Origin of the sequence: Azospirillum endophyticum, assembly GCF_016595245.1 — a bacterium.
Lineage (GTDB): Bacteria > Pseudomonadota > Alphaproteobacteria > Azospirillales > Azospirillaceae > Azospirillum > Azospirillum endophyticum.
The window spans coordinates 19,320-42,432 of the sequence record NZ_JAENHM010000061.1; the positions used below are offsets into that span (position 1 = coordinate 19,320).

At 69.8% G+C, this 23,113-nt stretch carries 20 protein-coding genes and 2 pseudogenes; 17 read left to right on the forward strand and 5 right to left on the reverse strand.

The annotated features are described in order from the left end of the window. Positions 1-3 precede the first annotated feature (3 nt). The 7 genes and pseudogenes from JHL17_RS23150 to JHL17_RS23175 all read left to right on the forward strand — a co-directional run bounded on the left by JHL17_RS23150 (position 4) and on the right by JHL17_RS23175 (position 6,691). Positions 4-1,125 carry a LacI family DNA-binding transcriptional regulator gene (locus JHL17_RS23150; RefSeq protein ID WP_200196804.1) on the forward strand — a complete coding sequence of 374 codons (1,122 nt, stop codon included), beginning with the start codon at positions 4-6 and terminating at the stop codon, positions 1,123-1,125. 29 nt (positions 1,126-1,154) lie between these two features. Continuing rightward, positions 1,155-1,380 (forward strand): annotated as a pseudogene (locus tag JHL17_RS37240) (IS5/IS1182 family transposase); the annotation flags it as partial. A 165-nt stretch (positions 1,381-1,545) separates the two neighbouring features. Next, a complete protein-coding gene (locus tag JHL17_RS23155; RefSeq protein WP_200196806.1) occupies positions 1,546-1,800 on the forward strand; it encodes a BrnT family toxin in 255 nt (84 codons plus the stop codon). Further along, positions 1,793-2,176 carry a helix-turn-helix domain-containing protein gene (locus JHL17_RS23160; protein WP_200196808.1) on the forward strand — a complete coding sequence of 128 codons (384 nt, stop codon included), beginning with the start codon at positions 1,793-1,795 and terminating at the stop codon, positions 2,174-2,176. Before JHL17_RS23155 ends, JHL17_RS23160 begins: the two co-directional genes overlap by 8 nt. Positions 2,177-2,509: 333 nt before the next feature. Further along, positions 2,510-3,508: an MYG1 family protein gene (locus JHL17_RS23165; protein ID WP_200196810.1), complete on the forward strand. Its 999-nt coding sequence runs from the start codon at positions 2,510-2,512 to the stop codon at positions 3,506-3,508. A gap of 86 nt (positions 3,509-3,594) precedes the next feature. Further along, positions 3,595-4,413 carry an alpha/beta fold hydrolase gene (locus JHL17_RS23170; protein WP_200196876.1) on the forward strand — a complete coding sequence of 273 codons (819 nt, stop codon included), beginning with the start codon at positions 3,595-3,597 and terminating at the stop codon, positions 4,411-4,413. Positions 4,414-4,987: 574 nt separating this feature from the next. After that, positions 4,988-6,691, forward strand: a complete 1,704-nt coding sequence (locus tag JHL17_RS23175; RefSeq protein ID WP_200196812.1) for a methyl-accepting chemotaxis protein — start codon at positions 4,988-4,990, stop codon at positions 6,689-6,691. Positions 6,692-6,793: 102 nt separating this feature from the next. Here the strand turns inward: JHL17_RS23175 and poxB are convergent, their stop codons facing one another. The 3 genes and pseudogenes from poxB to JHL17_RS23190 form a co-directional block, all read right to left on the reverse strand. After that, complete coding sequence (gene poxB, locus JHL17_RS23180; protein ID WP_200196814.1) at positions 6,794-8,521, reverse strand: ubiquinone-dependent pyruvate dehydrogenase; 1,728 nt, start codon at positions 8,519-8,521, stop codon at positions 6,794-6,796. Positions 8,522-8,591: 70 nt separating this feature from the next. Then, positions 8,592-8,888, reverse strand: a pseudogene (locus JHL17_RS37245) (malate:quinone oxidoreductase); the annotation flags it as partial. A 153-nt stretch (positions 8,889-9,041) separates the two neighbouring features. After that, the gene (locus JHL17_RS23190) at positions 9,042-10,517 is read right to left on the reverse strand and encodes an aminotransferase-like domain-containing protein (RefSeq protein ID WP_200196816.1); all 1,476 of its coding nucleotides are present in this window, start codon (positions 10,515-10,517) and stop codon (positions 9,042-9,044) included. A 521-nt stretch (positions 10,518-11,038) separates the two neighbouring features. Between JHL17_RS23190 and JHL17_RS23195 the strand changes: the two genes are divergently transcribed. The 9 genes from JHL17_RS23195 to JHL17_RS23235 are packed head-to-tail and all read left to right on the forward strand — an operon-like array spanning position 11,039 to position 18,933. Next, positions 11,039-11,521, forward strand: a complete 483-nt coding sequence (locus tag JHL17_RS23195; protein WP_200196818.1) for an MSMEG_0572/Sll0783 family nitrogen starvation response protein — start codon at positions 11,039-11,041, stop codon at positions 11,519-11,521. Positions 11,522-11,554: 33 nt separating this feature from the next. Beyond that, on the forward strand, positions 11,555-12,568 hold the full coding sequence (locus JHL17_RS23200) for a Nit6803 family nitrilase (RefSeq protein WP_200196820.1): 1,014 nt from the start codon (positions 11,555-11,557) through the stop codon (positions 12,566-12,568). Continuing rightward, positions 12,534-13,646: an MSMEG_0568 family radical SAM protein gene (locus JHL17_RS23205; protein ID WP_200196822.1), complete on the forward strand. Its 1,113-nt coding sequence runs from the start codon at positions 12,534-12,536 to the stop codon at positions 13,644-13,646. The genes JHL17_RS23200 and JHL17_RS23205 overlap by 35 nt, the downstream gene beginning before the upstream one ends. Positions 13,647-13,668: 22 nt before the next feature. Beyond that, entirely contained in the window at positions 13,669-14,925 is a 1,257-nt protein-coding gene (locus JHL17_RS23210; RefSeq protein ID WP_200196825.1) for an MSMEG_0569 family flavin-dependent oxidoreductase, read from the forward strand. A gap of 33 nt (positions 14,926-14,958) precedes the next feature. Then, positions 14,959-15,558 (forward strand): MSMEG_0567/Sll0786 family nitrogen starvation N-acetyltransferase, encoded by a 600-nt coding sequence (locus JHL17_RS23215; protein WP_200196827.1) that lies wholly within the window; start codon positions 14,959-14,961, stop codon positions 15,556-15,558. Continuing rightward, positions 15,555-16,577, forward strand: a complete 1,023-nt coding sequence (locus tag JHL17_RS23220; protein ID WP_200196829.1) for a sll0787 family AIR synthase-like protein — start codon at positions 15,555-15,557, stop codon at positions 16,575-16,577. The genes JHL17_RS23215 and JHL17_RS23220 overlap by 4 nt, the downstream gene beginning before the upstream one ends. Continuing rightward, on the forward strand, positions 16,574-17,752 hold the full coding sequence (locus tag JHL17_RS23225) for an MSMEG_0565 family glycosyltransferase (RefSeq protein WP_200196831.1): 1,179 nt from the start codon (positions 16,574-16,576) through the stop codon (positions 17,750-17,752). The genes JHL17_RS23220 and JHL17_RS23225 overlap by 4 nt, the downstream gene beginning before the upstream one ends. Next, positions 17,745-18,029, forward strand: coding sequence for an MSMEG_0570 family nitrogen starvation response protein (locus JHL17_RS23230; RefSeq protein ID WP_200196833.1), 285 nt, complete (start codon positions 17,745-17,747; stop codon positions 18,027-18,029). Before JHL17_RS23225 ends, JHL17_RS23230 begins: the two co-directional genes overlap by 8 nt. A gap of 19 nt (positions 18,030-18,048) precedes the next feature. Next, positions 18,049-18,933 carry a Pnap_2097 family protein gene (locus tag JHL17_RS23235; protein ID WP_200196835.1) on the forward strand — a complete coding sequence of 295 codons (885 nt, stop codon included), beginning with the start codon at positions 18,049-18,051 and terminating at the stop codon, positions 18,931-18,933. A gap of 34 nt (positions 18,934-18,967) precedes the next feature. On the opposite strand, the gene JHL17_RS23240 is transcribed toward JHL17_RS23235, so the two are convergent. Together JHL17_RS23240 and JHL17_RS23245 are read right to left on the reverse strand one after the other, a co-directional pair. Then, positions 18,968-20,110 carry a D-alanyl-D-alanine carboxypeptidase family protein gene (locus tag JHL17_RS23240; RefSeq protein WP_200196837.1) on the reverse strand — a complete coding sequence of 381 codons (1,143 nt, stop codon included), beginning with the start codon at positions 20,108-20,110 and terminating at the stop codon, positions 18,968-18,970. A gap of 153 nt (positions 20,111-20,263) precedes the next feature. Continuing rightward, positions 20,264-20,686 (reverse strand): MerR family transcriptional regulator, encoded by a 423-nt coding sequence (locus JHL17_RS23245; RefSeq protein WP_200196839.1) that lies wholly within the window; start codon positions 20,684-20,686, stop codon positions 20,264-20,266. A 76-nt stretch (positions 20,687-20,762) separates the two neighbouring features. Here JHL17_RS23245 and JHL17_RS23250 point away from each other — a divergent pair, with 76 nt between their 5' ends. Then, positions 20,763-23,042 (forward strand): heavy metal translocating P-type ATPase, encoded by a 2,280-nt coding sequence (locus JHL17_RS23250; protein WP_200196841.1) that lies wholly within the window; start codon positions 20,763-20,765, stop codon positions 23,040-23,042. Positions 23,043-23,113: the final 71 nt, after the last annotated feature.

The following is a 23,113-nucleotide window of genomic DNA, read 5'->3' on the forward strand; positions in this document are numbered from 1 at the left end:
GGCATGAGTGAGAGCAGCACGGCGAAGCGTCCGCCGACCATCGACGACGTCCTCCGACTCCGGGCGGCGGAACCGGTGCCGCCAGCCGACGGAGAAGCAGCCGCCGGGGAAGCCGCCGGGGACGCAGATGGGGGGGCGGCCCCGACGCGCATCGTCGAGATCGCCCGGCTGGCCGGGGTGTCGCCGATCACCGTGTCGCGCGCCCTGCGCCAGCCGGAGAAGGTGGCCGAGGCCAAGCGCCGGAAGATCCTGGAGATCGTCGAGCGCACGGGCTACGCCACCAACCCCCATGCCCGCGCGCTGCGGTCGGGCCAGTCGAACATCGTCGCCGCCTTCGTCTCCAACCTCCAGAGCCAGCAGTTCTGCCTTGCCGTGCAGGGCTGCGGCGAGGTGCTGGAGCCGCAGGGCTACCAGTTGATGATCGGGCAGACCTCCTACTCCTACGCCAAGGAGACGACGATGATCCAGTCGCTGCGCGAGATGCGCCCGGCGGCGGTCATGTTCACCGGCGTCATCGAGATCGAGGAGAACCGGCGGGCATTGCGGGCGCTCGGCATCCCGATCATGGAGACCTGGGCCTATCCCCGCGATCCCATCGACATGCTGGTCGGCTTCTCGAACATCGACGGCGGCCGGCTGGCGGCCGAGCATTTCGCCGGGCGCGGCTATCGCCGCGTCGCCTTCATCGGCCGCCGCAGCGGCCGAGGCGCCCTCCGCCTCACCGGCTTCCGCGAGGGCGCCCGCGCCGCCGGGCTCGACATCGTCGCCGAGCTGTCGGTCGACAGGGTCGGCAGCATGCTCGACGGCCGCCGGGCGCTTGGCGAGCTGCTGGCGCGCAACACGGCGGTCGAGGCGGTGTTCTGCGCCAACGACCTGCTGGCGGCCGGGGCTCTGCTGGAGGCGCGCCGGCTGGGCATGCGGCTGCCCGACGACATCGCCATCCTGGGATTCGGCCACAACGACGTCGCCGAGGAACTGCCGCCCGGCCTGACCACCATCGGCATCGACAGCCGCGACCTCGGCCGCCAGGCCGGATCGCTGATCCTGCAGCGGATGCGCGGCGAGACGCCGGATGAGCCGACCCGCGCCGTCGAACTGACGCTGACCCGCCGCGGCAGCAGCTGAGACGGCCCCGGCCGGCATCTTGCTCTTGTTGCAGTCCGGGCATGACCTCTGCTGGCACCGGCTGCACGAATGGCACCGAGCCGGTATCTCTAAGCAGCTGGAACTCGTGTTGCTCGACCGGATCGGCGACGCCAACGCCATGAACCGTGATAACGCGGCGGAGGACAGCGCCAGCATTCCGGCCAAACGGGGGCGATCGGGCCAACCCCGCCGGGCTGTGGCAAGGCGAGTTCCAAGCGTCATATCCCCGTCGATGTGCAGGCCGGGGGAGACCGGCAGCAGGCCTTGTCCACCATCCGCCGTTCGGCCCCATCGGATGCGTGCACCATCAGAATGAGCGCAGTACGGGCATCCCGTAGCTGTCTGTTGACGGAGATACCGAAAACCCACAGCATGGGCGCATCGAGAACGGAACCAACGATGTACTGCTGGGACGACGCCAAAAACGAGACCAACATCGAAAAGCACGGTGTCGGGTTCGTCGCCGCTGCCCTGGTCTTCGAAGGCCTCGTCGCCGAAATTCAAGACACCCGCACCACTTCCGAGATACGCATCAACGCGTTTGGCCTGATCAACGGGCGGCTATTCGTCTGCACCTACACACTGCGCTACGGCTGGCGCCACATCATCAGCCTGCGCAAGGCCAATAAGAGAGAGGTGAAGCGCTATGGGTAAGCCAACCCTCACTGATGCCGAACGTACCGCGGCCCTGGCGGCTGTCGATTGGGAGCGCATCGACGCCATGACGGACGAGGACATTGCTCGTCAGATAGCCGAGAACCCCGATGCCGCTCCCGACCTGTCGGATGTCCCGGCCGACGCGCTACGCGTCATCCACCCGCCAGGTGGCGTTAGTGTTCGCGGCATTCGTGCTAAGCTCAATCTTACCCAACGCGCATTTGCCGACCGTTTCGGTTTCAATCTCGCAACCCTGCGGGATTGGGAGCAGGGCCGTTATCAGCCCGACATTGCCACCCAAACCCTGCTCTTCGTGATCGAACGGGAACCGGAATTGGTGGCAAACGTGGTGGCCGAGAGGAACGCCGCATGAATTGGCCGATAGGCTGACGGGGGAGCCTCGCTACGCTCCGCTGGCGAAGGGGGGCGGCGATCACCTCCCATCCGCAGGCGGCACAAGATCGCGTAAACGACGGCGCACCGATATCGCGAGCGCATGGACTGCACCCGCGAATAGCGGGACGGAGCATGCCCGCTGCAGCCGGATCCTTCGGACGCGCCGGTCACGGAAAGCCTTGACCCTGACATCCTCGGCAGGGGAGAAGGTGGCGACCTTCGGCGACCTGGGAAGGCCCCGGCCGCATCGGCCGGGAGATGGGTGGGTTTCCGGGAATGATCGCCGGATCCCGGATGATGGGAGACCGGCATGACCGATGGACTTCGACTTGTCACCCATGGCGGCTCGTTCCACTGCGACGAGGTGCTCGGCTACGCCATCCTGTGCCGCGCCCTGCCGCCCGGGACGCTGGCCGCCTCCACGCTGGTGCGCACCCGCGATCGCGGCGCGATCGAGGCCGCCGACATCGTCTGGGACGTCGGCGGCGTCTTCGATGCCGCGCGACGGCGCTTCGACCATCACCAGCGCGGCGCCCCGGTGCGCACGGACGGGTCGCCCTACTCCTCGGCCGGCCTGCTGTGGGCCGCCTTCGGCCGCGACGCGGTGCGCGCCGCCCTGGCCGGGCGCGGCGGCGAGGACGTCGTCGAGCGGGTCTGGGCGGAGATGGACGAGCAGGTCGTCCGCCTCGTCGACCTCGCCGACAACGGCCAGCGCCCGGTGCCGGATTTCAACGACGAGGCGCTCGACCGGGCGGCGCGGATCGCCGAAGGCTTGGCGCTGCCGTCCCTCGTCGAAGTCCTGAACCTGCCGTGGGACACCGCCCCGGCCGACCGGGCGCGGGCCGAGGACGAGCGCTTCGCCCGGGCGGCGGAGATCGCAGGCGCCTTCCTGGACGGCCGCATCGAGCGGATCCGTGCCCGCGTCGCCGCCTATGACACCGTCCTTGAAGCGCACGCCCGCTCGGCCGACCCGCGGGTGCTGGAGCTTGCCCGCGGCATGCCCTGGCAGGGGCCGGCGCATGACGCCGACCTGCCGGTGCTGTTCGCCGTCTATCCGGACAAGGGCGGTGACGCCTGGATGGTCGGCTGCATGCCGCCGGAGCCGGGCAGCTTCGCCCAAAAGCTGCCGCTGCCCGCGGCGTGGGCGGGCCTGCGCGACGCCGACCTCGCCCGCGTGTCCGGGGTGGGTGATGCGGTGTTCTGCCACCTGAACCGCTTCATCGCCGCCGCCCGCTCGCGCGAGGGCGCGCTGGCGCTGGCCCGCACCGCCCTCGGCCTTGCCCCCGTGCCGGCGGCCGGCCTCCCGTAAGATCGGGCTCCGACCGCTTCATAGGTCTTCGGAACGTTGGGCTTGATCGGCGGGTTGATGGCCGGCAAGTCCCACGGAGATCAATGATGGCATTCGTCGAAGCGAAAGATGGTACCAAGCTCCATGTAAAGGACAGCGGGCACGGTCGTCCCGTCGTCCTCATCCATGGATGGCCCCTGACGGGCGACATGTTCGAGTATCAAAGCCTCGCCCTGCTCGAGGCGGGGTACCGGGTCATCACCTATGATCGCCGCGGCTTCGGCCAGTCGGGCCATCCGGCGTCCGGCTACGACTACGACACCTTCGCCGACGATCTGGCTGCCGTTCTCGATGACCTCGACGTGCAGGGCGCCACGCTCGTCGGATTTTCCATGGGCGGCGGCGAGATCGCACGCTACCTGACGCGGCACGGCGCCGGGCGGATCGCCAAGGTCGCGCTGGTCGCGTCCGTCGTGCCCTATCTGCTGAAGGACCAGGACAACCCCGACGGCGTCGACCAGAGCGTCTTCGACGACATGAAGGCGCAGATCCGCAAGGACCGCTTCGCTTTCCTGCAAAGCTTCGCCAAGCAGTTCTACGGCGTCGGCTTCGTCACCAGCCCGGTCAGCAGCGCCCTGCTCGACTGGACCTTCGTGCTTGCGGTGATGGCCGGCCCGAAGGCGACGATCGACTGCGTCGATGCGTTCGGCAAGACCGATTTCCGCCAGGATCTCCGCTCCTTCACGGTGCCCACCCTGGTCATCCACGGCACCTCCGACAAGACCGTGCCGATCACCCCCTCCGGGCGCGCGGCGGCGCAGGGAATCCCGGGCGCCAAGCTCATCGAGTATGACGGGGAGCCGCACGGCCTGTTCGCAACGGCGCCGGACCGGTTGAACGGCGACCTCATCGACTTCATCGGCTGACCTTCACCGCCGGAGCCGTCAACGTCGAAGGAGGCTTCGCCTGCCTCTGGCCGACGACGGCTCCGGCGTCTTTGGCGGGCGTCGGTCGGCTCGAAAGGTCGGGGAACGAGCCGGACCGAACCGGTACGGAGCGAGTTCGACGGCCGTCTTCCTGGGCCATACGCACATAAATTCAGCAATCCAGTCTCGGAGACCATGTCTTGATCTTTCCGCTAAGGAAGGATCGGGAGGCCGGCAAGTCGTGCCATTCCCTTGAATAGAGTCTTCGCTGAAACCGCCCAGTACGGCGACATCCCCCCACATAATTACCTTCAACGTCCAATGTGCGGCCAAATACGGCCGAACTACTTGTTCACGCATCGGCACCGTACGGCTGCGTACAAGGCGCACGGTGCAAAACACACGGCCGGCAGGAAAAACTATTTGTTCGAACATAAGCTATTGTTTATCATATTGCAGTTGGACCAATTGCATAGCGATTATGTTGGCCGGGGCATTCCGTTCCCGCCATCGATCGCCTTGGGCAGAACACCCCCCTTCCGGTCCGCTCCATGTCTTCAGAAAGAGATAAGCAATGGCCCTGAACCGCTGGTTTTCCGACCGGAAACTGATCCACAAGCTGCTGATCCCCGCGGTTCTGCTGCTTGCCGTCATGGGGAGCGTGGTCTGGACCGCCCAGTCGGCCCTGGTCGAACTGACCGCCTCCACCAGCCGGGTGACCGACGTGGTGGCCGGACGGCTGTCGGCGGCGCTGGCGATCCAATCCGCCATGAGCGACGCGATGGACGCGGAGTCCAACGCGCTGGTCGCCGGAACGCGCGACCGCATCGACGCCGCCTTCGGGACCTACAAGGACAACATCGGCAAGGCGCTGACCGCCATCGACCGGCTGGCCGCGGCCTATGACGCCCCGGCCGACCGCGAGGCGATCACCGGGATCAAGTCCATCGTCGGCGAGTACGAGCGGGTGTCGCAGAAGGCGGTGGAACTGGCGCGGGGCTACGACACCGACAGCGCGATCCGCGTGTCGATCGACGTCGGCCGCCCGGTCCGCCAGAAGCTGACCATGGCGCTGTCGGAGCGGGTGGAACACAGCCTGGAGGAAACCAAGCGAGCCGAGGACCGGGCGCTGGCGCTGTCGTCCAGCGTGATGACCCGCCTCTATGCGGTGACCGGCGCCGGGCTGCTGGTCGCCTTCGGCCTGTTCGGCTCCATCATCCTGGCCTTCGTCGTCCGGCCGCTGCACCGGCTGGTCGCCGACATGACCGCCATCGCCGGCGGCGACCTCGCGGTGGAGGTCCAGGGCGCCGCGCGCAAGGACGAGGTCGGCCTGCTCGCCCGCGCGCTGCAGGTCTTCAAGAGCAACGGCCTCGCCATGCGCAGCCTGCAGGAGGAACGCGAGGCGCAGAAGCTCCAGGCGGAACGCGACCGGCAGGCCGCCATGCGGGCGCTGGCCGACCGCTTCGACGCCGACGTGCAGGACGTGGTGCAGGCCGTGGCGTCCGCCGCCCGCCATCTCCGCGGCAATGCCGAGACCATGACCGCCATCGCCTCGCACACGACGGAACAGGCCTCGGCCGTCGCCGCGACCACGGCGCAGTCCTCCGCCAACGTCGCCACCGTCGCCGCCGCGTCGGAGGAGCTGGGCGGCTCGATCGGCGAGATCGGCCGGCAGGTCAACGCCGCCGCCGCCATCGCCCGCGACGCGGTGCAGGAAGGCGAGCGGACCAACGCGCTGGTCACCCGGCTGGTGCAGGCGGCCCAGCGGATCGGCGACGTGGTCAGCCTGATCCAGAACATCGCCAGCCAGACCAATCTCCTGGCCCTGAACGCCACCATCGAGGCCGCCCGTGCCGGTGAAGCCGGCAAGGGTTTCGCCGTCGTCGCGCAGGAGGTGAAGGCGCTCGCCACCCAGACCGCCCAGGCGACGGAGGAGATCGGCAACCAGATCGCCGAAATCCAGACGGTGACCGACGGCACCGTGACCGCGATCCAGACCATCGGCCGCACCATCAACGACGTCGACGCCATCGCCAGCGCCATCGCCGCGGCGGTGGAACAGCAGACCGCCGCCACCCGGGAGATCGGCCGCAACATCCAGCAGGCCGCGCAGGGAACCCAGTTGGTCACCGGCAGCATCGCCGCGGTCAGCGGCTCGGCCGGGCAGGTCGGGCAGGCCGCCTCGGAGGTGCTGGGCGCCGCCGACAGCCTGTCCCACGACTCCGACCGCCTGCGCGAACGGATCCAGGCCTTCATCGGCGAGGTCCGGGCGGCGTAAGGCGGGCAGGCGAAGCGGTTTCCGGACTGCGGATCGCGTCGGATCGGTCGGGGTGGAGCTGGAACCGATCCGACGCGTGACCTTCGGCCGCCGCAGCGGACGTCAGCGCAGAAGGTTGGTGCGGGCGAGATCGATCAGCTCGTCGCCCCGCCCGTTCATCACAGCCTGCAAGGCCCACAGGCCGAAGCCCTTCACCTGCGCCGGCCCGATCGTCGGCGGCAGCGCCAGTTCCTGCGGCGCCACGACGACGTCGAGCAGAGCCGGCCCCGGATGGGCGAGCACGTCGCGGATCGCGGCGTCGAGTTCGCCCGGATCCTCGACGCGGATCGCATGGACGCCGGTCGCCCGCGCCATGGCGGCGAAGTCGGGGTTCTGCAAATCGGTGCCGGTCTCCAGGAAGCCCGCCCCCTTCATCTCCAGCGCGACGAAGCCGAGCGAGCCGTTGTTGTAGACCACCACCTTGACCGGGAGCTTCTGCTGGTTGAGGGTCAGGAAATCGCCCATCAGCATGGTGAATCCACCGTCGCCCGACAGGCTGATCACCTGGCGTCCGGGGAAGGCCGCCTGGGCGCCGATCGCCTGCGGCATCGCATTGGCCATCGATCCATGCGACAGCGAGCCGATCATGCGGCGCCGTCCGTTCATCCGGAGGTAGCGTGCCGCCCACACGGTCGGCGTGCCGACGTCGAAGGTGAACACCGCATCATCCGACGCCTGCTCGCTGAGCAGCCGGGTGAGATATTGCGGATGGATCGGCTTGCGGCCCGGCTTGCCGGTGGCGAGGTCGTCCAGCCCCTCGCGCGCGGCGCGGTAGTTGGCGAGGCTGCCGGCGAGGTGCGCGTCGTCGGACTTGACCGTGAGGCGTGGCAGCAGCGCCTCGATCGTCGCCTTCACGTCGCCGACCAGCGCAAGGTCGAGCGTCGTTCGATGGCCGAGATTTTCGGCGCGGAGGTCGACCTGCGCGATCTTCGCATCCGTCGGATAGAACTGCCGGTACGGGAAATCCGTGCCGAGCATCAGCAGGGTGTCGCACTCCTTCATCGCCCGGTAGCCGGAGGAGAATCCCAGCATGCCGGTCAGCCCGACGTCATAGGGATTGTCCCACTCGACATGCTCCTTGCCGCCGAGCGCGTGGACGATCGGCGCCTTCAGCGTCTCCGCCAGCTTGATCAGCGGCTCGTGCGCGCCCTGGCAGCCGCGGCCGCAGAACAGCGTGACGCGGCTGCCGGCATTGAGCAACTCGGCCAGCGCCTCGACCTCCTCGACGGCGGGAACCGTGACCGGCCGGCGGATGGCGAGTGCCGCCGGCGCCGAGAAGGGCGCCTCGAACTCCTCCAGGGCAATGTCGCCCGGAATGACGATGACCGAGACGCTGCGCCGCCCGAGCGCGCTGCGGACGGCCGCCTCCAGCACTCCCGGCAGCTGCGAGGGATGCGAGACCGTCTCGCAGAAGTCGCTGCAGCCGCGGAAGAGTTCCTCCGGCTTGGTCTCCTGGAAATAGTTGCGGCCGATCTCGGCCGACGGGATCTGCGCGGCGATCGCCAGAACCGGTACGCGCGTCCTGTGGCAATCGTAGAGCCCGTTGATGAGGTGGAGGTTGCCGGGCCCGCAGGAGCCGGCGCAGACCGCCAGCTCGCCGGTCAGGGCGGCCTCCGCACCGGCGGCGAAGGCGGCGACCTCTTCATGGCGCACATGCACCCAGTCGATGCCGCCCTTGCGGCGGAGCGAGTCGGTGAGCCCGTTCAGGCTGTCGCCGACGACGCCGTAGATGCGGCGCACGCCCGTCGCAGCGAGGATGTCGATGATCAGGTCGGCGACTTTCTGCGTCATGGTCGAATGCCCCTGGGGTTGATGGTCGCGGACGGGAAGCCCGTCCTCGGACGAACGCGAGCTTGAGGGCCCCGGCGGTGGCGGCTGGGATGTCGCGGCAGGCGGTCGCGTTCCGCCGGAGGTCGATCCCGTAGCTTGGAATGATCCTCTTCAGCCCGTCCAGCCACCCGTCCGGAGTCAGCCGGTCGTCGAAACAGGCTTGCAGGACCTCCACCGCGATGAAGGCGGCGGTCGAGGCCCCGGCGAGGCCGCAATGCCCGCCCGCATGTCTCAAGCCATGCCGTCGAGGTTGCATCGCTCGCCATCGCCGCCGGCTCCGCAATTCCAATCGGAAGCGTTGCGCCGCGCCGGTCCCGAGCCCGGTCATGGCAAAGGAGGTGACGCGGGATCCGCTTCCTCGGATTTACCCTGACATCCGGCGGGTGCGCCGATCAACCACACCTACAGATAACTGGAATAGACCCAACCGCGCGGTCGCACGGCTGTCGTCAGGAACCTCACCCAACGGTTCGCAACCCCCTCACAGGAAAACGGAGGCCAGTTCCGGCGGACGCGACAGGGTGTGGGCGATCATGTCGAGCGCGCCGCGGGTCTCGTCGCGGTCGCAGCCACCCAGGCACAGCCGCACCGCCTCCGGTGCCGGGCTGTTCACCGAAAAGGCGTCGCTGACGACGATGCCGAGCTTCGCCCCGCGCAGGGTCGCGGCGAAGCTCGACCGGCTCCATCCCGCGGGCAGCGGCAGCCAGTAATGGAAGGCCTCCGGCCTGGAGCGCGGGGCCGGTCCCGGTAGGGTGCCGCGGGCGATCGTCTGTCGCAGCGTCGATTCCGCCCGGATGGCCGCCAGGATCGCCTGCGCCGTGCCGTCGCCGATCCAGCGGGTCGCCAGCGCCACGGTCAGCGGCGAGGCCATCACCGTCGTCGCCCGCAGGAAGGCGGACAGCTGCCAGACATGGCGCGCCTCCGGAACCACCAGATAGGCGACGCGCAGGCCGGCCCCCAGGACCTTCGCCAGACCACCGATATAGAAGACGAGGTCCGGGGCCAGGGCCGCCATGGGAACCGGCCCGCCGACCGGCAGCGCGCCATAGGCGTCGTCCTCGACGATGGCGACGCCATACTGGCGGGCGATGTTGACCAGGGCCTGACGGCGTTCCGCCGACAGGGTGACGGTGGTCGGGTTCTGCAGGGTCGGGTTGCAGTAGAGCGCCTTGGGCGGACGGGTGCGGCAGACCTCGGCGAAGGCGTCGGGCAGGATGCCGTCCTGGTCCATCGGCAGGCCGACCACCTCCAGCCCGAGCTGCGCCGCCAGCCCGCGCAGGCCGGGATAGGTGAGATCCTCGGCGCAGATGCGGTCGCCCGGCTTTGCCAGCGCGCCCAGCACCGCATGCAGGGCGCTGTGGGTGCCGGCACAGACCAGCAGCCGCTCCGCCCGCACCGGCAGGCCGCGCAGCGCCAGCCAGTCGACGCCGGCCTGCCGGTCCTGTTCGGCGCCGCCGAATTCCTGGTAGCGCAGCAGATCGACCAGATCCTGCCCGACCTCTGCCAGACCGGCGCGCATGCGCGCCAACAGTTCCGGATCGTCGATGTCCGGCGGCAGGTTCATCGACAGGTCGGCGGAACAACGCGCGGTGGACCGGGCAGGCGGCTGGGCGGCAGGAATGATGGCATCCGCGGTCGGCAGCGCTTCCGGAGCGCAAGGGGCCGCCCCCGCCCCGTCACGGACGAAGGTGCCTGCGCCGACGCGGGATTCGATCAGGCCGCGCCGCTGCGCCTCCTGATAGCCGCGGGCGACCGTGGTGAAATCGACCTCCAGCGCTTCGGCCAGCACCCGCTGCGCCGGCAGCCGGGCACCGGGCGGTAGCCGGCCGTTGAGCATGTCGTCGGCGATGACGTCGGCGATCGCGACGTAGCGCGGCTTGTCGCTGCCGTGGATCACCGCATGCCAGGGGTGCGGGCGCCCGACGGGAGAGAGAGACTGACCTTGCAGCGTTTGCATTCAAACCACGTCCAGCGCATGGATCCAAAATATGCAGCGCCCGTTCCGAAGGCACCCCGCCCCGGACGGGACGGCGCATCCTAAGCGCCCCACCCCACCCGTGGCAACCACCAGCTCCGACGCCGCGACAAAGTCCCGCGGCCCTTTGTTTCCGGCCATTTCGATCATCCCACGCTGCATGCCGCACCCCCGGCGTCTTCTCCCCCGCACTTTGCGGAACAGCATCGCGTCGAGACGAAAAACCCGCTCAAATCATGGGCAGTCTGGCCGATTGGTCAAAAATTCGCCACTCACAGCCCGATCATTGAGCGGAAGCCGCCCTCTTGAACGCAGTCATTATACGCGGTCGCGGCGTTGATTGTATGGAAATCTAGAAGTTCCGCCGGAAAAATGACAGGATAAGTGACTGGCACGCACTTTGCTGATGACTGGATGCCGGACGCCGTCACGCCAGGAGCGGACAGTCCGGCGCCGGGGGCGTCGATCCCGAAGACGCCGAGACCAATAAAGGAGTGCGATCCATGCCTGCCGTCACCAAGCCGCAAAACCAGACCGGCGACGTCCTGGTGGATTATGAGGAAAAGGTGTTCGAGGACGTCAAGGCCGAGCCGGGGGAAAAGGCTCTGGTCACCTTCCACACCGTGGCGTTCGAAGGGTCCATCGGGCTGGTCAACCTGCTGCAGGCGACCCGGCTGCTGCGCAAGGGGTTCGAGACCTCGGTCCTGCTCTACGGCCCCGGCGTCACGCTGGGCGTGCAGCGCGGCTTCCCGACCCTGGGCGACGAAGCGTTTCCGGGCCATCAGGCGATGAACAAGCAGATCGTCAAGTTCATGGAGGAGGGCGGCAAGGTCTATGCCTGCCGCTTCGCGCTCCAGGCGCTCTACGGCCATGGTGAAGGGGCGCTGATCCCCGGCGTGCGCCCGATCAATCCGCTGGACGTGCTGGACATCGTCCTGTTTCACCGCAAAGCGAATGCATTCATTCTGAACACCTGGACGCTGTAACGGCGCTGCGAGCGTAAGTCTGGAGGGCGGAGCATGATGGAGAAAAGAACGGTCCGGGTGGCGGCGGTGCAGATCGCCCCCGACCTGGAGAGCGCGGACGGGACAGTGGAGCGGGTGTGCCGGGCGATCGCCGACGCCGCGGCGCAAGGGGCGGCGCTGGTCGTCTTCCCGGAGACCTTCGTCCCCTACTATCCCTATTTCTCCTTCGTGCGTCCGCCCGTCCTGGCCGGCGCCGACCATCTGCGGCTCTACGAGCGCGCGGTCGTCGTTCCCGGCCCGGTCACCGAGGCGGTCGCCGCCGCCGCCCGCGCCCATGGCGTGGTGGTGGTGCTGGGGGTGAACGAGCGCGACCACGGCTCGCTCTACAACACCCAGCTGGTGTTCGACGCCGACGGCCGGCTGGTACTGAAGCGGCGCAAGATCACCCCGACCTATCACGAGCGCATGATCTGGGGCCAGGGCGACGGCGCCGGGCTGACCGTCGTCGACACCGCCGTCGGCCGGGTCGGCGCGCTGGCCTGCTGGGAACATTACAACCCGCTGGCCCGCTATGCCCTGATGACCCAGCACGAGGAAATCCACGTCGCCCAGTTCCCCGGCTCGCTGGTCGGCCAGATCTTCGCCGACCAGATCGAGGTCACCATCCGCCACCACGCGCTGGAATCCGGCTGCTTCGTAGTGAACGCCACCGGCTGGCTGACCGACGACCAGATCCAGTCGATCACCCCCGACGCCGGCTTGCAGAAGGCGCTGCGCGGCGGCTGCATGACCGCCATCGTCTCGCCGGAAGGCACCCATGTCGTGCCGCCGCTGACCTCGGGCGAGGGCATCCTGGTTGCCGACCTCGACATGGCCCTGATCACCAAGCGCAAGCGGATGATGGATTCGGTCGGCCACTACGCCCGGCCGGAGCTGCTGTCGCTCCATCTCGACAACCGTCCCGCCGTGCCGATGACGACGACCGCCCAGGCGACGGCGCCCATCCCCTCCCCTCAGAAGACCGAGGCCGACCATGACGACGCCCAGCTCCTCCAGCTTGCCCGCTAGCCGGCTGATCACCGAACTGCAATCCTTCGGCGTCCGTCTGGCCGATCCGCGGGCCGGCGCCCCCAGCCGCCGCGGCGGCGCCGGTCCCAGCGACCACAAGGCGATGACGGTGGACGGCCGCACGGTGATGGTGCCGGTCCACACCGCCGGTGCCTTCTCTTCCCCCTATATCGCCGAGCCGCCGGGCGCCGACGGCGCCAGCTTGGTGCGGCGCGACGGGGTGGCGATGGGACGGGTGACCTTTCCGCGCCAGCCGCGCTTCCACGCGCTGCAGACCATGGACGGAATCCCCTATTCCAAGATCGCCGTCCTGCACGGCGCCGACGTGCTGGCGACCACGGTTCTGCAAACCTGCATCCGCTACCAGAGCCGGACCAAGACCTGCCAGTTCTGTTCCATCGGCCAGTCGCTGGCGGCAGGACGGACCATCGCCCGCAAAACGCCGGAACAGCTCGCCGAGGTGGCGCGGGCCGCCGTCCTGCTGGACGGCGTCCGCCACATGGTGATGACCACCGGCACACCGGCCACCCCCGACCGCGGCGCCGCCATCCTGTGCGAGAGCGCCGCCGCGGTGAAGGCGGCGGTCGACCTGCCGATCCAGGGCCAGTGCGAGCCGCCCGACGACGACCGCTGGTTCGCCCGCCTGCGCGACGCCGGCATCGACACGCTCGGCATGCATCTGGAGGCGGTGACGCCGGAGGTGCGCGCCCGCATCATGCCCGGCAAGGCCAGCGTCCCGCTGGAGCGCTACTACTCGGCCTTCGAGGCGGCGGTGCCGGTCTTCGGCCGCGGGCAGGTGTCGACCTACATCCTGGCCGGGCTGGGCGACAGCCGCGAGGCGATCCTCGCCATGGCGGAGCGGCTGATCGGGATGGGTGTCTATCCCTTCGTCGTCCCCTTCGTCCCGGTTTCCGGCACGCCGCTGGAGGACCACCCCGCCCCGCCCCCCGCCTTCATGCACGACCTGCTGTCCGCCGTCGGCGGCATGCTGAAGCGCGCCGGCATGCGGGCCTCCGACAGCAAAGCCGGCTGCGGCAAATGCGGCGCCTGTTCCGCCCTGTCGCTCTTCGAAGACTGACCCTTTCCCCGGAGTGTTTCTCATGACCAGCGTTCCCCATGTCCCGGTCGTCATCGTCGGCGGCGGACAGGCCGGCCTGTCGGTCAGCCACAATCTGAAGAAGCAGGGCGTCGAGCATCTGGTGCTGGAGAAGAACCGGATCGGCCATTCCTGGCGCAACGACCGCTGGGACAGCTTCTGCCTCGTCACGCCCAACTGGCAGTGCCGCCTGCCCGACTACCCCTATCGGGGGGCCGATCCCACCGGCTACATGGTGAAGGACGAGATCGTCTCCTACCTGGAGGGTTTCGCCGAGATGGTGAAGCCGCCGATCCGCGAAGGCGTCGCCGTCACCCGCCTGTCGCGCGGCACGCATGGTGGTTTCGATCTGGAGACCAGCGACGGGCCGATGACCGCCGATCAGGTGGTGGTGGCGACCGGCGGCTACGACATCCCGATCGTCCCGCCCTATGCCCATGCCCTGTCGCGCGACATCGTCCAGATGCATTCGGTCGACTACCGCAACCCGGACCAGCTGCCGCCGGGCGCCGTGCTGGTGGTCGGATCCGGCCAGTCGGGCGTGCAGATCATGGAGGATCTCTATATCGCCGGCCGGCAGGTGCATCTCTGCGTCGGCCCCGCCCCGCGCTCCCCCCGCCGCTACCGTGGCAAGGATGCGACCGAATGGCTGATGGAGATGGGCTATTACCAGCTGACGGTCGACAAGCACCCGCTGGGCGACCGCGCCAAGGAGAAGACCAACCACTATATGTCCGGCCGCGCCGGCGGTCATGAGATCGACCTGCGCCGCTTCGCCCTGCAAGGCGTGAAGCTCCATGGCAGCATGGCCGGGATGGACGGCACGACGGTGCGCTTCGCCGACGATCTGGCGAAGAATCTCGACGATGCCGACGAGGTCTACGTTTCCATCCGCCGCGACATCGACGCCTACATCGCCAGGGCCGGCCTCGACGCGCCGGAGGAACCGCCCTTCGTCCCGGTCTGGGCGCCGGACGCCATCCCGGACGTCATCGACTGCGCCGCCGAGGGCATCTCGGCCATCGTCTGGGCCATCGGCTTCCGCCCCAACTATGGCTGGATCGAGCTGCCGGCCTTCGACGGCCGCGGCAACCCGAAGTTCCGGCGCGGCGTGTCGCCGGTGGATGGGCTTTATTTCATCGGACTGCCCTGGCTGAACACCTGGGGTTCGGGCCGCTTCCTGGGGGTGGCCGAGGATTCGGCCTATCTGGCCGAGGTGATGCGCGCCCGCATCGACGCCCGCCAGCCGGTCGCCGCCTGACCCCCGTTCCGCCCTCGCAGGGAGCCTGTCCCCATGGCAGAAACGACGACACATGACAGCCCGCTGTTTTCCGTCATCGCGAACCCGCTCCCGGAACGGCCCTTCGTTCCCGGTCTCCACCGCATCAAGCATGCGACCGAAGGCTGGGAACTGCGGCAGGCGGCGGCCCTGCGCCGGCAGGTCTTCTGCGTCGAGCAGGGCCTGTTCGACGGCGACGACCGCGACGCCATCGACGACCGGGCGCTGACCATCGTCGCCCTGTCCGAGCTTTGCGGCATGCCGGACCGGGTGGTCGGCACCGTCCGCATCCACCAACCGGAACCGGGCCCGGCCCCCGGCGAATGGATCGGCTCCCGGCTGGCGGTGGCGGCGGACCACCGGCGGGCGGGGTCGCTGGGGGCGTCGCTGATCCGCATGGCGGTCTGCACGGCGACGGCGCGCGGCTGCACCCGCTTCCACGCCCTGGTGCAGAGCCGGAACGCCCTGCTGTTCCGCCGGCTGCGCTGGCGCACGCTGGCGGAGATGGACCTGCACGGCCGGCCGCACCACCATATGGAGGCCGATCTCGCCCATTACCCGCCGATCCATGACGGCGCGGCCGGCTTCCTGACGCTGGCGCGGCGGGCGGCATGAGCGCCGCCGTTCCCTCCTTGTCGGAACTGGCCCTGTCGGAGCTGGCCGACCGGCTGCGCGCCAGCCCCGGCTTCGCCCACAAGGCCGACATCGCCGCGGTGGTCGGCGCGCTCGGCGTCGGCGGAGTGGTAGCAGGGGCCGGAGCGGTGCCGGTCGGCGACGACTGCGCCGCTCTTCCCGATGGCGACGGCCATCTGCTGGTCGCGGCCGAGGGCTTCGTCAACGGCTTCGTCGCGGCGGAGCCCTGGTTCGCCGGCTGGTGCGGCGTGATGGTCAATGTCAGCGACATCGCGGCGATGGGCGGCCGGCCGCTCGCCATCGTCGATGCGCTGTGGAGCTGCGGCGAGGCGCAGGCCCGGCCGATCCTCGACGGGCTGCGCGCCGCCTCGGCCGCCTATGGCGTGCCCGTCGTCGGCGGCCACACCAACAGCCGCAGCGACCGGCCGCAGCTGGCGGTGTCGATCGTCGGGCGGGCCGGGCCGCTGCTGACCAGCTTCGCCGCCCAGCCGGGCGACCAACTAATGATGACGGTGGATCTGCGCGGCCGCTATCACGAACCCAACCCCTTCTTCGATGCCGCCACCGCCGCCCCGCCGGAGCGGCTGCGCGGCGACCTCGCCCTGCTGCCGGGGCTGGCGGAGGACGGGCTGTGCCGTGCCGCCAAGGACATCAGCATGGCGGGGACCGTCGGCACGGCGTTGATGCTGCTGGAATGCTCCGGCGTCGGCGCCGTCATCGATGTCGGCGCCGTGCCGAAGCCCGAGGACGTGCCGCTCGACCGCTGGCTGCTGTCCTTCCCCAGCTTCGGCTTCCTGCTGAGCGTGGCGCCGGAGCATGAGGCAGCGGTCGCCGCCCGCTTTCACGCCCGCGGCTTGGCCTGCACGACCATCGGCGAGGTGCTGGAAGGACGGCGGGTCACGCTGACTGACGGCACGGACGCGGTGCCGCTGTGGGATTTCGCCGATCGGCCGCTGATCGGCTGCGGCACGGCCGGCCTGCCGGCGAAGGCGCGGTCATGACGCTGTCCGTCGCCATCCTCGCCCATTCCACCAACCCGCGCGGCGGCGTCGTCCATGCGCTGGAACTGGCAGACGCGCTGACCGCGCTCGGCCACCATGCCGTGGTGCATGCGCCCGACCCGGCGGGACGCGGCTTCTTCCGGACGACCCGCTGCGCAACGGTCGGCGTGCCGGCCCGCCCGGTCCCGCGCGACGCCGGGCTGCGGGCGCTGGTCGAGGCGCGGATCGCCGACTATGTCGCCTTCTTCGCCCAGCCCGGCGCGGCGCGGTTCGACCTCTACCACGCCCAGGACGGCATCAGCGGCAACGCGCTCGCCGACCTGCACGACCGGGGGCGGATTTCCGGCTATCTCTACACCGTCCACCACATCGACGGCTTCGGCGACCCGGTGGTCGACGCCCTGCAATTGCGGGCGATCCGCTCCGCCGACCGGGTGCTGTGCGTCAGCCGGCTGTGGCGGGACGCCCTGGTACAGGACCACGGCATCGACGCGGCCATCGTCGGCAACGGCGTCGACCGCAGCCGCTTCACCCCGGTTTCCGCAGCGGAGGACGTGAAATGGCGCAGCCGTCTCGGCCTGACCGGTGGCCCGGTCTTCCTGTCGGTCGGCGGGGTCGAGGCGCGCAAGAACAGCGTCAGGATCCTCGATGCCTTCCGCGAGGTCCGGCACGACCGCCCCGACGCGCAGCTGGTTGTCGCCGGCGGCGCCTCGCTGCTCGACCACAGCCCGGAATTGCTGGCGTTCGAAGCGCGCATCGCCGCCGACGCCCTTCCCACCGGTCCCGGCGGAGCCATCATCCGCACCGGACCGTTTCCCGACGCGGCGATGCCGGCGCTCTACCGGCTGGCCGACGCGCTGGTCTTCCCCTCCCTGCGCGAGGGATTCGGGCTGGCGGTGCTGGAGGCGATGGCCTGCGGCACCCCGACCATCGTGCCGGCCATCGCCCCCTTCACCGAACATCTCGAACCCGGCGACGCCCTATGGGTCGATCCGCTCGACGGCGGCGACATCGCACGGGCGATGCTGGCCGTGCTGGAGCCGCGCCGGGCGCAGGCCCTGCGCGCCGCCGGCTTGGCAAGGGCGGCCGGCTTCGGCTGGGAAGCCTGCGCCGCACGCCATGTCGCCGAATACACCCGTTTCCCGACCCTGCGGAGGAGCCTGTCCCATGCCTGAAATGATCTTCCGCGTGCGCTGGCCCGACGGCAGCCTGTCCGACTGCTATTCGCCCTCCCTGGTGATCCGCGACCATCTGGAAGAAGGGAAAACCTACGGCCTCGCCGATTTCGTCCGCATCAGCCGCACCGCCCTGACCATCGCCAGCGACCGCGTGGCGGCCAAGTTCGGCTTCCCCTGTTCGCGGGCCGCCCGCCAGATCGCCGCCATCGACGTCGCGGCCGCCCGCTTCGCCGGCGATCCGGCGGCGACGGTCACCGTCGTCGCCCTCACCTGACCGCAAGGGGAGCCCCGCCATGGCCGTCGCCCTCACCCGCCCCATGCCATCCGGCCCGTCGGCGGACATCGTCCGGCCGGTCACGGTCGGCATGCCGCAGCTCGCCCTGCACGGGCTGTCGGAAATCTGGCTGCTGAAGGACTGCGGCCACCGGCACTGGCTGATGCTGGCGGAGCTGTTCGGGCAGCCCCTGCCCGACTTCCGCGACGGCGAGGGCGCGACGCTCTACGCCACCTTCACCGGCCTCTCCCTGACCGGCGCCTGTCTCGACCGGGTGGCGGAACATGACCGGCTCGACATCGCCGGCCGGATCGTCCGGATCTCGCGGACCCAGTATCTGAGCACCCAGACCGTCCATGCCAACGGCGCCCCCGTCGGCACCGTCACGCTGCAATCGATCTTCCTGAAACGGGCCGTGGCGGGGGACAATCACAGCGTTCTGCGCGCCGTCCCGCAGCCGGCGCCGCTCTTCGCTCCCGCTCCCACCGAGGGGCTGCCCTTCGCCTCGCTGTGCCAGGGCTTCCGCCGGGACAATTGGGAGACTCATCGCGGTTTCCGCCGCGACCTGCGCCGCCCCGATGGCGAAACTGTCGTCGACCCCTGCCCGGCCGCCGACTTCAACGGTGCCGGCTTCCTCTATTTCGCCAGCTTTCCGGCGATCCTGGACCGGGCCGACTGGGCACTGGAACGATCGGCGGGGCCGGACTGGATCACCTCCGAGCGCGAGATCTTCTATTACGGCAACGTCAACCCCGGCGACCGGCTGATCGTCCGCCGCTGCGGCGCCCGCGACGGGGCGGACCGGCGCATGCGCTGGGTCGACATCCTGCGGGAAAGCGACGGGAAGCGCATCGCCGACGCCTTCTGGACGAAGGCGAAAGGCGCCGGACGATCCGCGGCATGATCCGGCCGGATGCCGCCCCTGCGGAACGGAACGATCAGGAGGTTTTCCGGATGGCGATGCAGTCCGTCTTCGCCTTCTTCAGGCTCCGGCAGGCGGACCGCGCCGCCGCCGCGTCGAACCCGACGAGCTGGGCCTTGTACTGCGCACCCGACCGCTGGACCGCCGGCTTCGCCGTGCCGGCCAGGCTGCCCAGGCTTTTCCGGGCGGTCTCGGCATCCCGGCGGGCCGCCTGCTGGCTGCCGTAGACTCCGGTCTGGATCGCCCAGCCGCCCGTCCCGGCGGCCGCCGCAAGCCGGGCCTTCGGCTTGGCGTCGGACACCAGCGTCTCCTCCGGCTTCGCCGGGGCCTGGTTGCGGAAGCCGGCGTCCATGAGTTCGACGATGCGCCGGTCCCGCTTCCTGGCGCTTTCGCCGCCCAGCACCACCGCGATCAGCCGGCGCCCGTCGCGGGCGGCCGAAGCGGCCAGATTGAAGCCGGAGGCGGCGATGTAGCCGGTCTTGATCCCGTCCATTCCGTCATACTGGTCGAGCAGGCGGTTGTGGCCGTATACGGTCTGATTCTGCCAGTCGAAGCTGCGGCGGCTGAAATACGGATAGTAGCGCGCGTGGCTGCGGATGAGTTCCCGGGACAGCAGCGCCATGTCGCGCGCCGTGGTCCGCTGCTCGCGGTCCGGCAGGCCGGACGCGTTGCGGAAAACGGTATGCTTCATCCCGATCTCGCGCGCCCGCCGGGTCATCGCCTGCGCGAAGGCGTCCTCGCTTCCGCCGATCGCCTCACCGAGGACCACGGCGACGTCATTGGCCGACTTGGTGCTGAGCGCCAGGATCGCGTCCTCGACGCGGATGCTGTCCCCCGGCACGACGCCGAGCCGGGAGGGCGCCATCGTCGTGGCGTAATAGGAGACCGGGAGCGGCTGGTCGAGCCGGAGCTGGCCGCGGTCGAGCGCCTCGAAGGTCAGGAGCAGCGTCATCATCTTGGTCAGCGACGCCGGATAGGTCGAGACGTCGGCATTGCGGGCACTCAACACGGCGCCGCTGGACGCATCCATCAGGAATTCCGCGACGACCGGCCGCGGCGCCGCCGACTTGCGCCCCGCCTTGGCCGCAGCCGGCACCGACAGGGAAGACAGCGCCACCACGGCGACGATGGCGGCTGCAAGGCGTGCTCGGGCGAACATTGGCGGGATGACCGGTTCAGCGGTTGGGGGCAGGATCACCGGTAGTCCAACCAGCCTTAAAGGACTGTTAAGCACCCCATCCTTCTCACAGGACGGAGAGCCATGTCCGATAGCGGCCCTCCACCGGATGACGACGGCACCCGCATGCCGCCGTCAATGATGCTCGTGCAGGCAATGGGCATGGTCGGCCAGCACCTCGATCACATGGCAGCTGCGCACCTCCCCTTGTTCGCACTGGTCCACCATCTGCCGGACCTCCGCCCGGAGCGCCTGCAGCCGCCGGATCTTCGACTCGATGTCGGCCAGATGGGCACGGGCGAGGGCATCGGCCGCCTCGCAGGGCTGTCCCGGATCGTCGGCCAGTGTCAGCAGCTGGCGGATGGCGTCGACCTCGAAACCCAGTTCGCGGGCATGGCGGATGAAGCGCAGCCGGCGCACCGCGGCGGCGTCATAGGTCCGGCGGTTGCTGTCGGTCCGTGACGGGGGGCGCAGCAACCCGATGCTCTCGTAGTAGCGGATGGTCGGAATCTTCACCCCGGCCTGCGTCGAAAGGGCGCCGATCGTCAGAGTGCTCATGATGAATTTTCCCCCTTGATCCTCCAGTCGCTGGAGAATGTACGGTCGCGGCAGGACATCGACAAGGGAGCCCGCCATGAGCGCCGACGACGACATCACCCCGACGGACCGGCAGCGGACCCGCTTCCGGGTGGGCGGGATGGATTGCGGCTCCTGCGCCGCGAAGATCGAGACCGCGCTGCGGCGGGTTCCCGGGGTGCATGAGGTCCGGGTCTCCGTGCCCAACGGCACGATGACCGTCACCCACGACCCGTCGACCGCCGGCGACGCCATCACCGCTCCCGTCGTCCGGCTGGGCTATCGGACGGGTCCTGCCGAGGTCTTGACGGCCACCGGCGTGGCCGCCGAGCCGAGCCATGGCACGGATGCCTGCCGCGGCCACGACCATTCCCATGCCGAAGGGGATGGTCATGACCATGGCCATGATCACGCCCATAGCCACGCCCACGGCCATGACCATGGTGCCGACGAATGGTCGGACCCGACGCTCGGCGAGCTTCCCTGGTGGCGGCGGCCGAAGGCGCGGCTGGCGCTCGCCTCCGGCCTCGCGCTCGGCGTCGCCTATGTCGTGGGCGCCCTGGTTCCCGCCGTTTCGCAATGGGCCTTCCTGCTGGCGATGGCGGTCGGGCTGGTGCCGATCGCGCGCCGCGCCTTCGCCGCCGCTGGTGCCGGCACGCCGTTCTCGATCGAGATGCTGATGACGATCGCGGCGGTGGGCGCCGTCGTCATCGGTGCGGTGGAGGAAGCGACGGCGGTGGTCTTCCTGTTCCTGGTCGGCGAATTGCTGGAAGGGGTCGCTGCCGGCCGGGCGCGCGCCAGCATCCAGGGGCTGATCGGCCTGATGCCCGACAGCGCCCTGGTCGAGAGCGATGGCGGGACCCGGACGGTGCCGGCGTCGGGGCTGCAGGTCGGCGCGGTCATCCTGGTGCGCCCGGGCGACCGGGTGGCGGCCGACGGGGTGATCCTGTCCGGGGACAGCGCGCTCGACGAGGCGCCGGTGACCGGTGAGAGCGTGCCCAAGCGCAAGGGCGAAGGCGACCGGGTGTTCGCCGGCACCATCAACGGCGACGGCACCCTGCGGGTACGGGTGAGCGCCACGGCGAAGGACAACACCATCGCCCGCGTCGTCCGGCTGGTCGAGGAGGCGCAGGAGAGCAAGGCGCCGACCGAACGCTTCATCGACCGCTTCTCCCGCTGGTACACGCCGGGGGTCGTGGTGGTGGCGGCGCTCGTCGCCGTGCTGCCGCCGCTGCTGGCCGGGGGAAGCTGGGGGGACTGGGTCTACAAGGGGCTGGCGGTCCTGCTGATCGGCTGCCCCTGCGCCCTGGTGATCTCCACCCCGGCGGCGATCGCCGCCGGCCTGTCCAACGGCGCGCGCCGCGGCCTGCTGATGAAGGGCGGTGCCGTGCTGGAGGCGCTGGGCCGCATCACCACGGTCGCCTTCGACAAGACCGGCACCCTGACCGAGGGCAGGCCGCGGGTGACCGACGTGGTCGCCTTCGCCGGCGGCGAGCGGGAGCTTCTGGCCCGGGCGGCCTCGCTGGAGGCCGGATCGAGCCACCCCCTGGCCAAGGCGATCCTCGCCGCCGCCGCCGAGGCCGGCCTGACCGTCGCCGCGGCGTCCGACACCGGTGCGCTCGCCGGCAAGGGCGTGCGGGGCCGGCTGGACGGGCTGGACCTGGCCCTGGTCTCGCCGCGGGCCGCCGGCGAGCGGACCCCGTTGACGCCGGAGCAGGCGGAGCGGATCGCCGCGTTGAACGGCGAGGGCAAGACGGTGTCGGTCCTGCTGGTGGACGGCCTTGCGTCTGGCCTGCTGGCGATGCGCGACGAGCCGAGGGCCGATGCGCCGGCCGGCATCGCGGCGCTGCGCGAGGCCGGAATCCGGTCGCTGATGGTGACCGGCGACAATGCGCGGACCGCCAAGGCGGTGGCGGACAGGCTGGGGGTGGAGCCCCATGCCGAGCTTCTGCCGGAGGACAAGCAGCGCATCGTCCGCGACCTGCAGGCGCGCGGCGAGCGGGTCGCCAAGGTCGGCGACGGCATCAACGACGCCCCGGCGCTGGCCGCCGCCGACGTCGGCATCGCCATGGGCGGCGGCACCGACGTGGCGCTGGAAACCGCCGACGCCGCCGCCCTGCATGCCCGGGTCGGCGACGTGGCGGCGATGGTCCACCTGTCGCGCCGGACCATGGCGAACATCCGCCAGAACATCGTGCTGGCGCTGGGGCTGAAGGCCGTGTTCCTCGTCACCACCGTGGCCGGGATCACCGGGCTGTGGCCGGCGATCCTCGCCGACACCGGCGCCACCGTCCTGGTCACCGCCAACGCCCTGCGCCTGCTGTCGCTTCGCCCGTGAGGCTTTCGAGTGCGCCGGAACCCAACCGGAGAAGCGATCCGGCTTGCCCCCATGGTCAAGCGTTGCCGGGG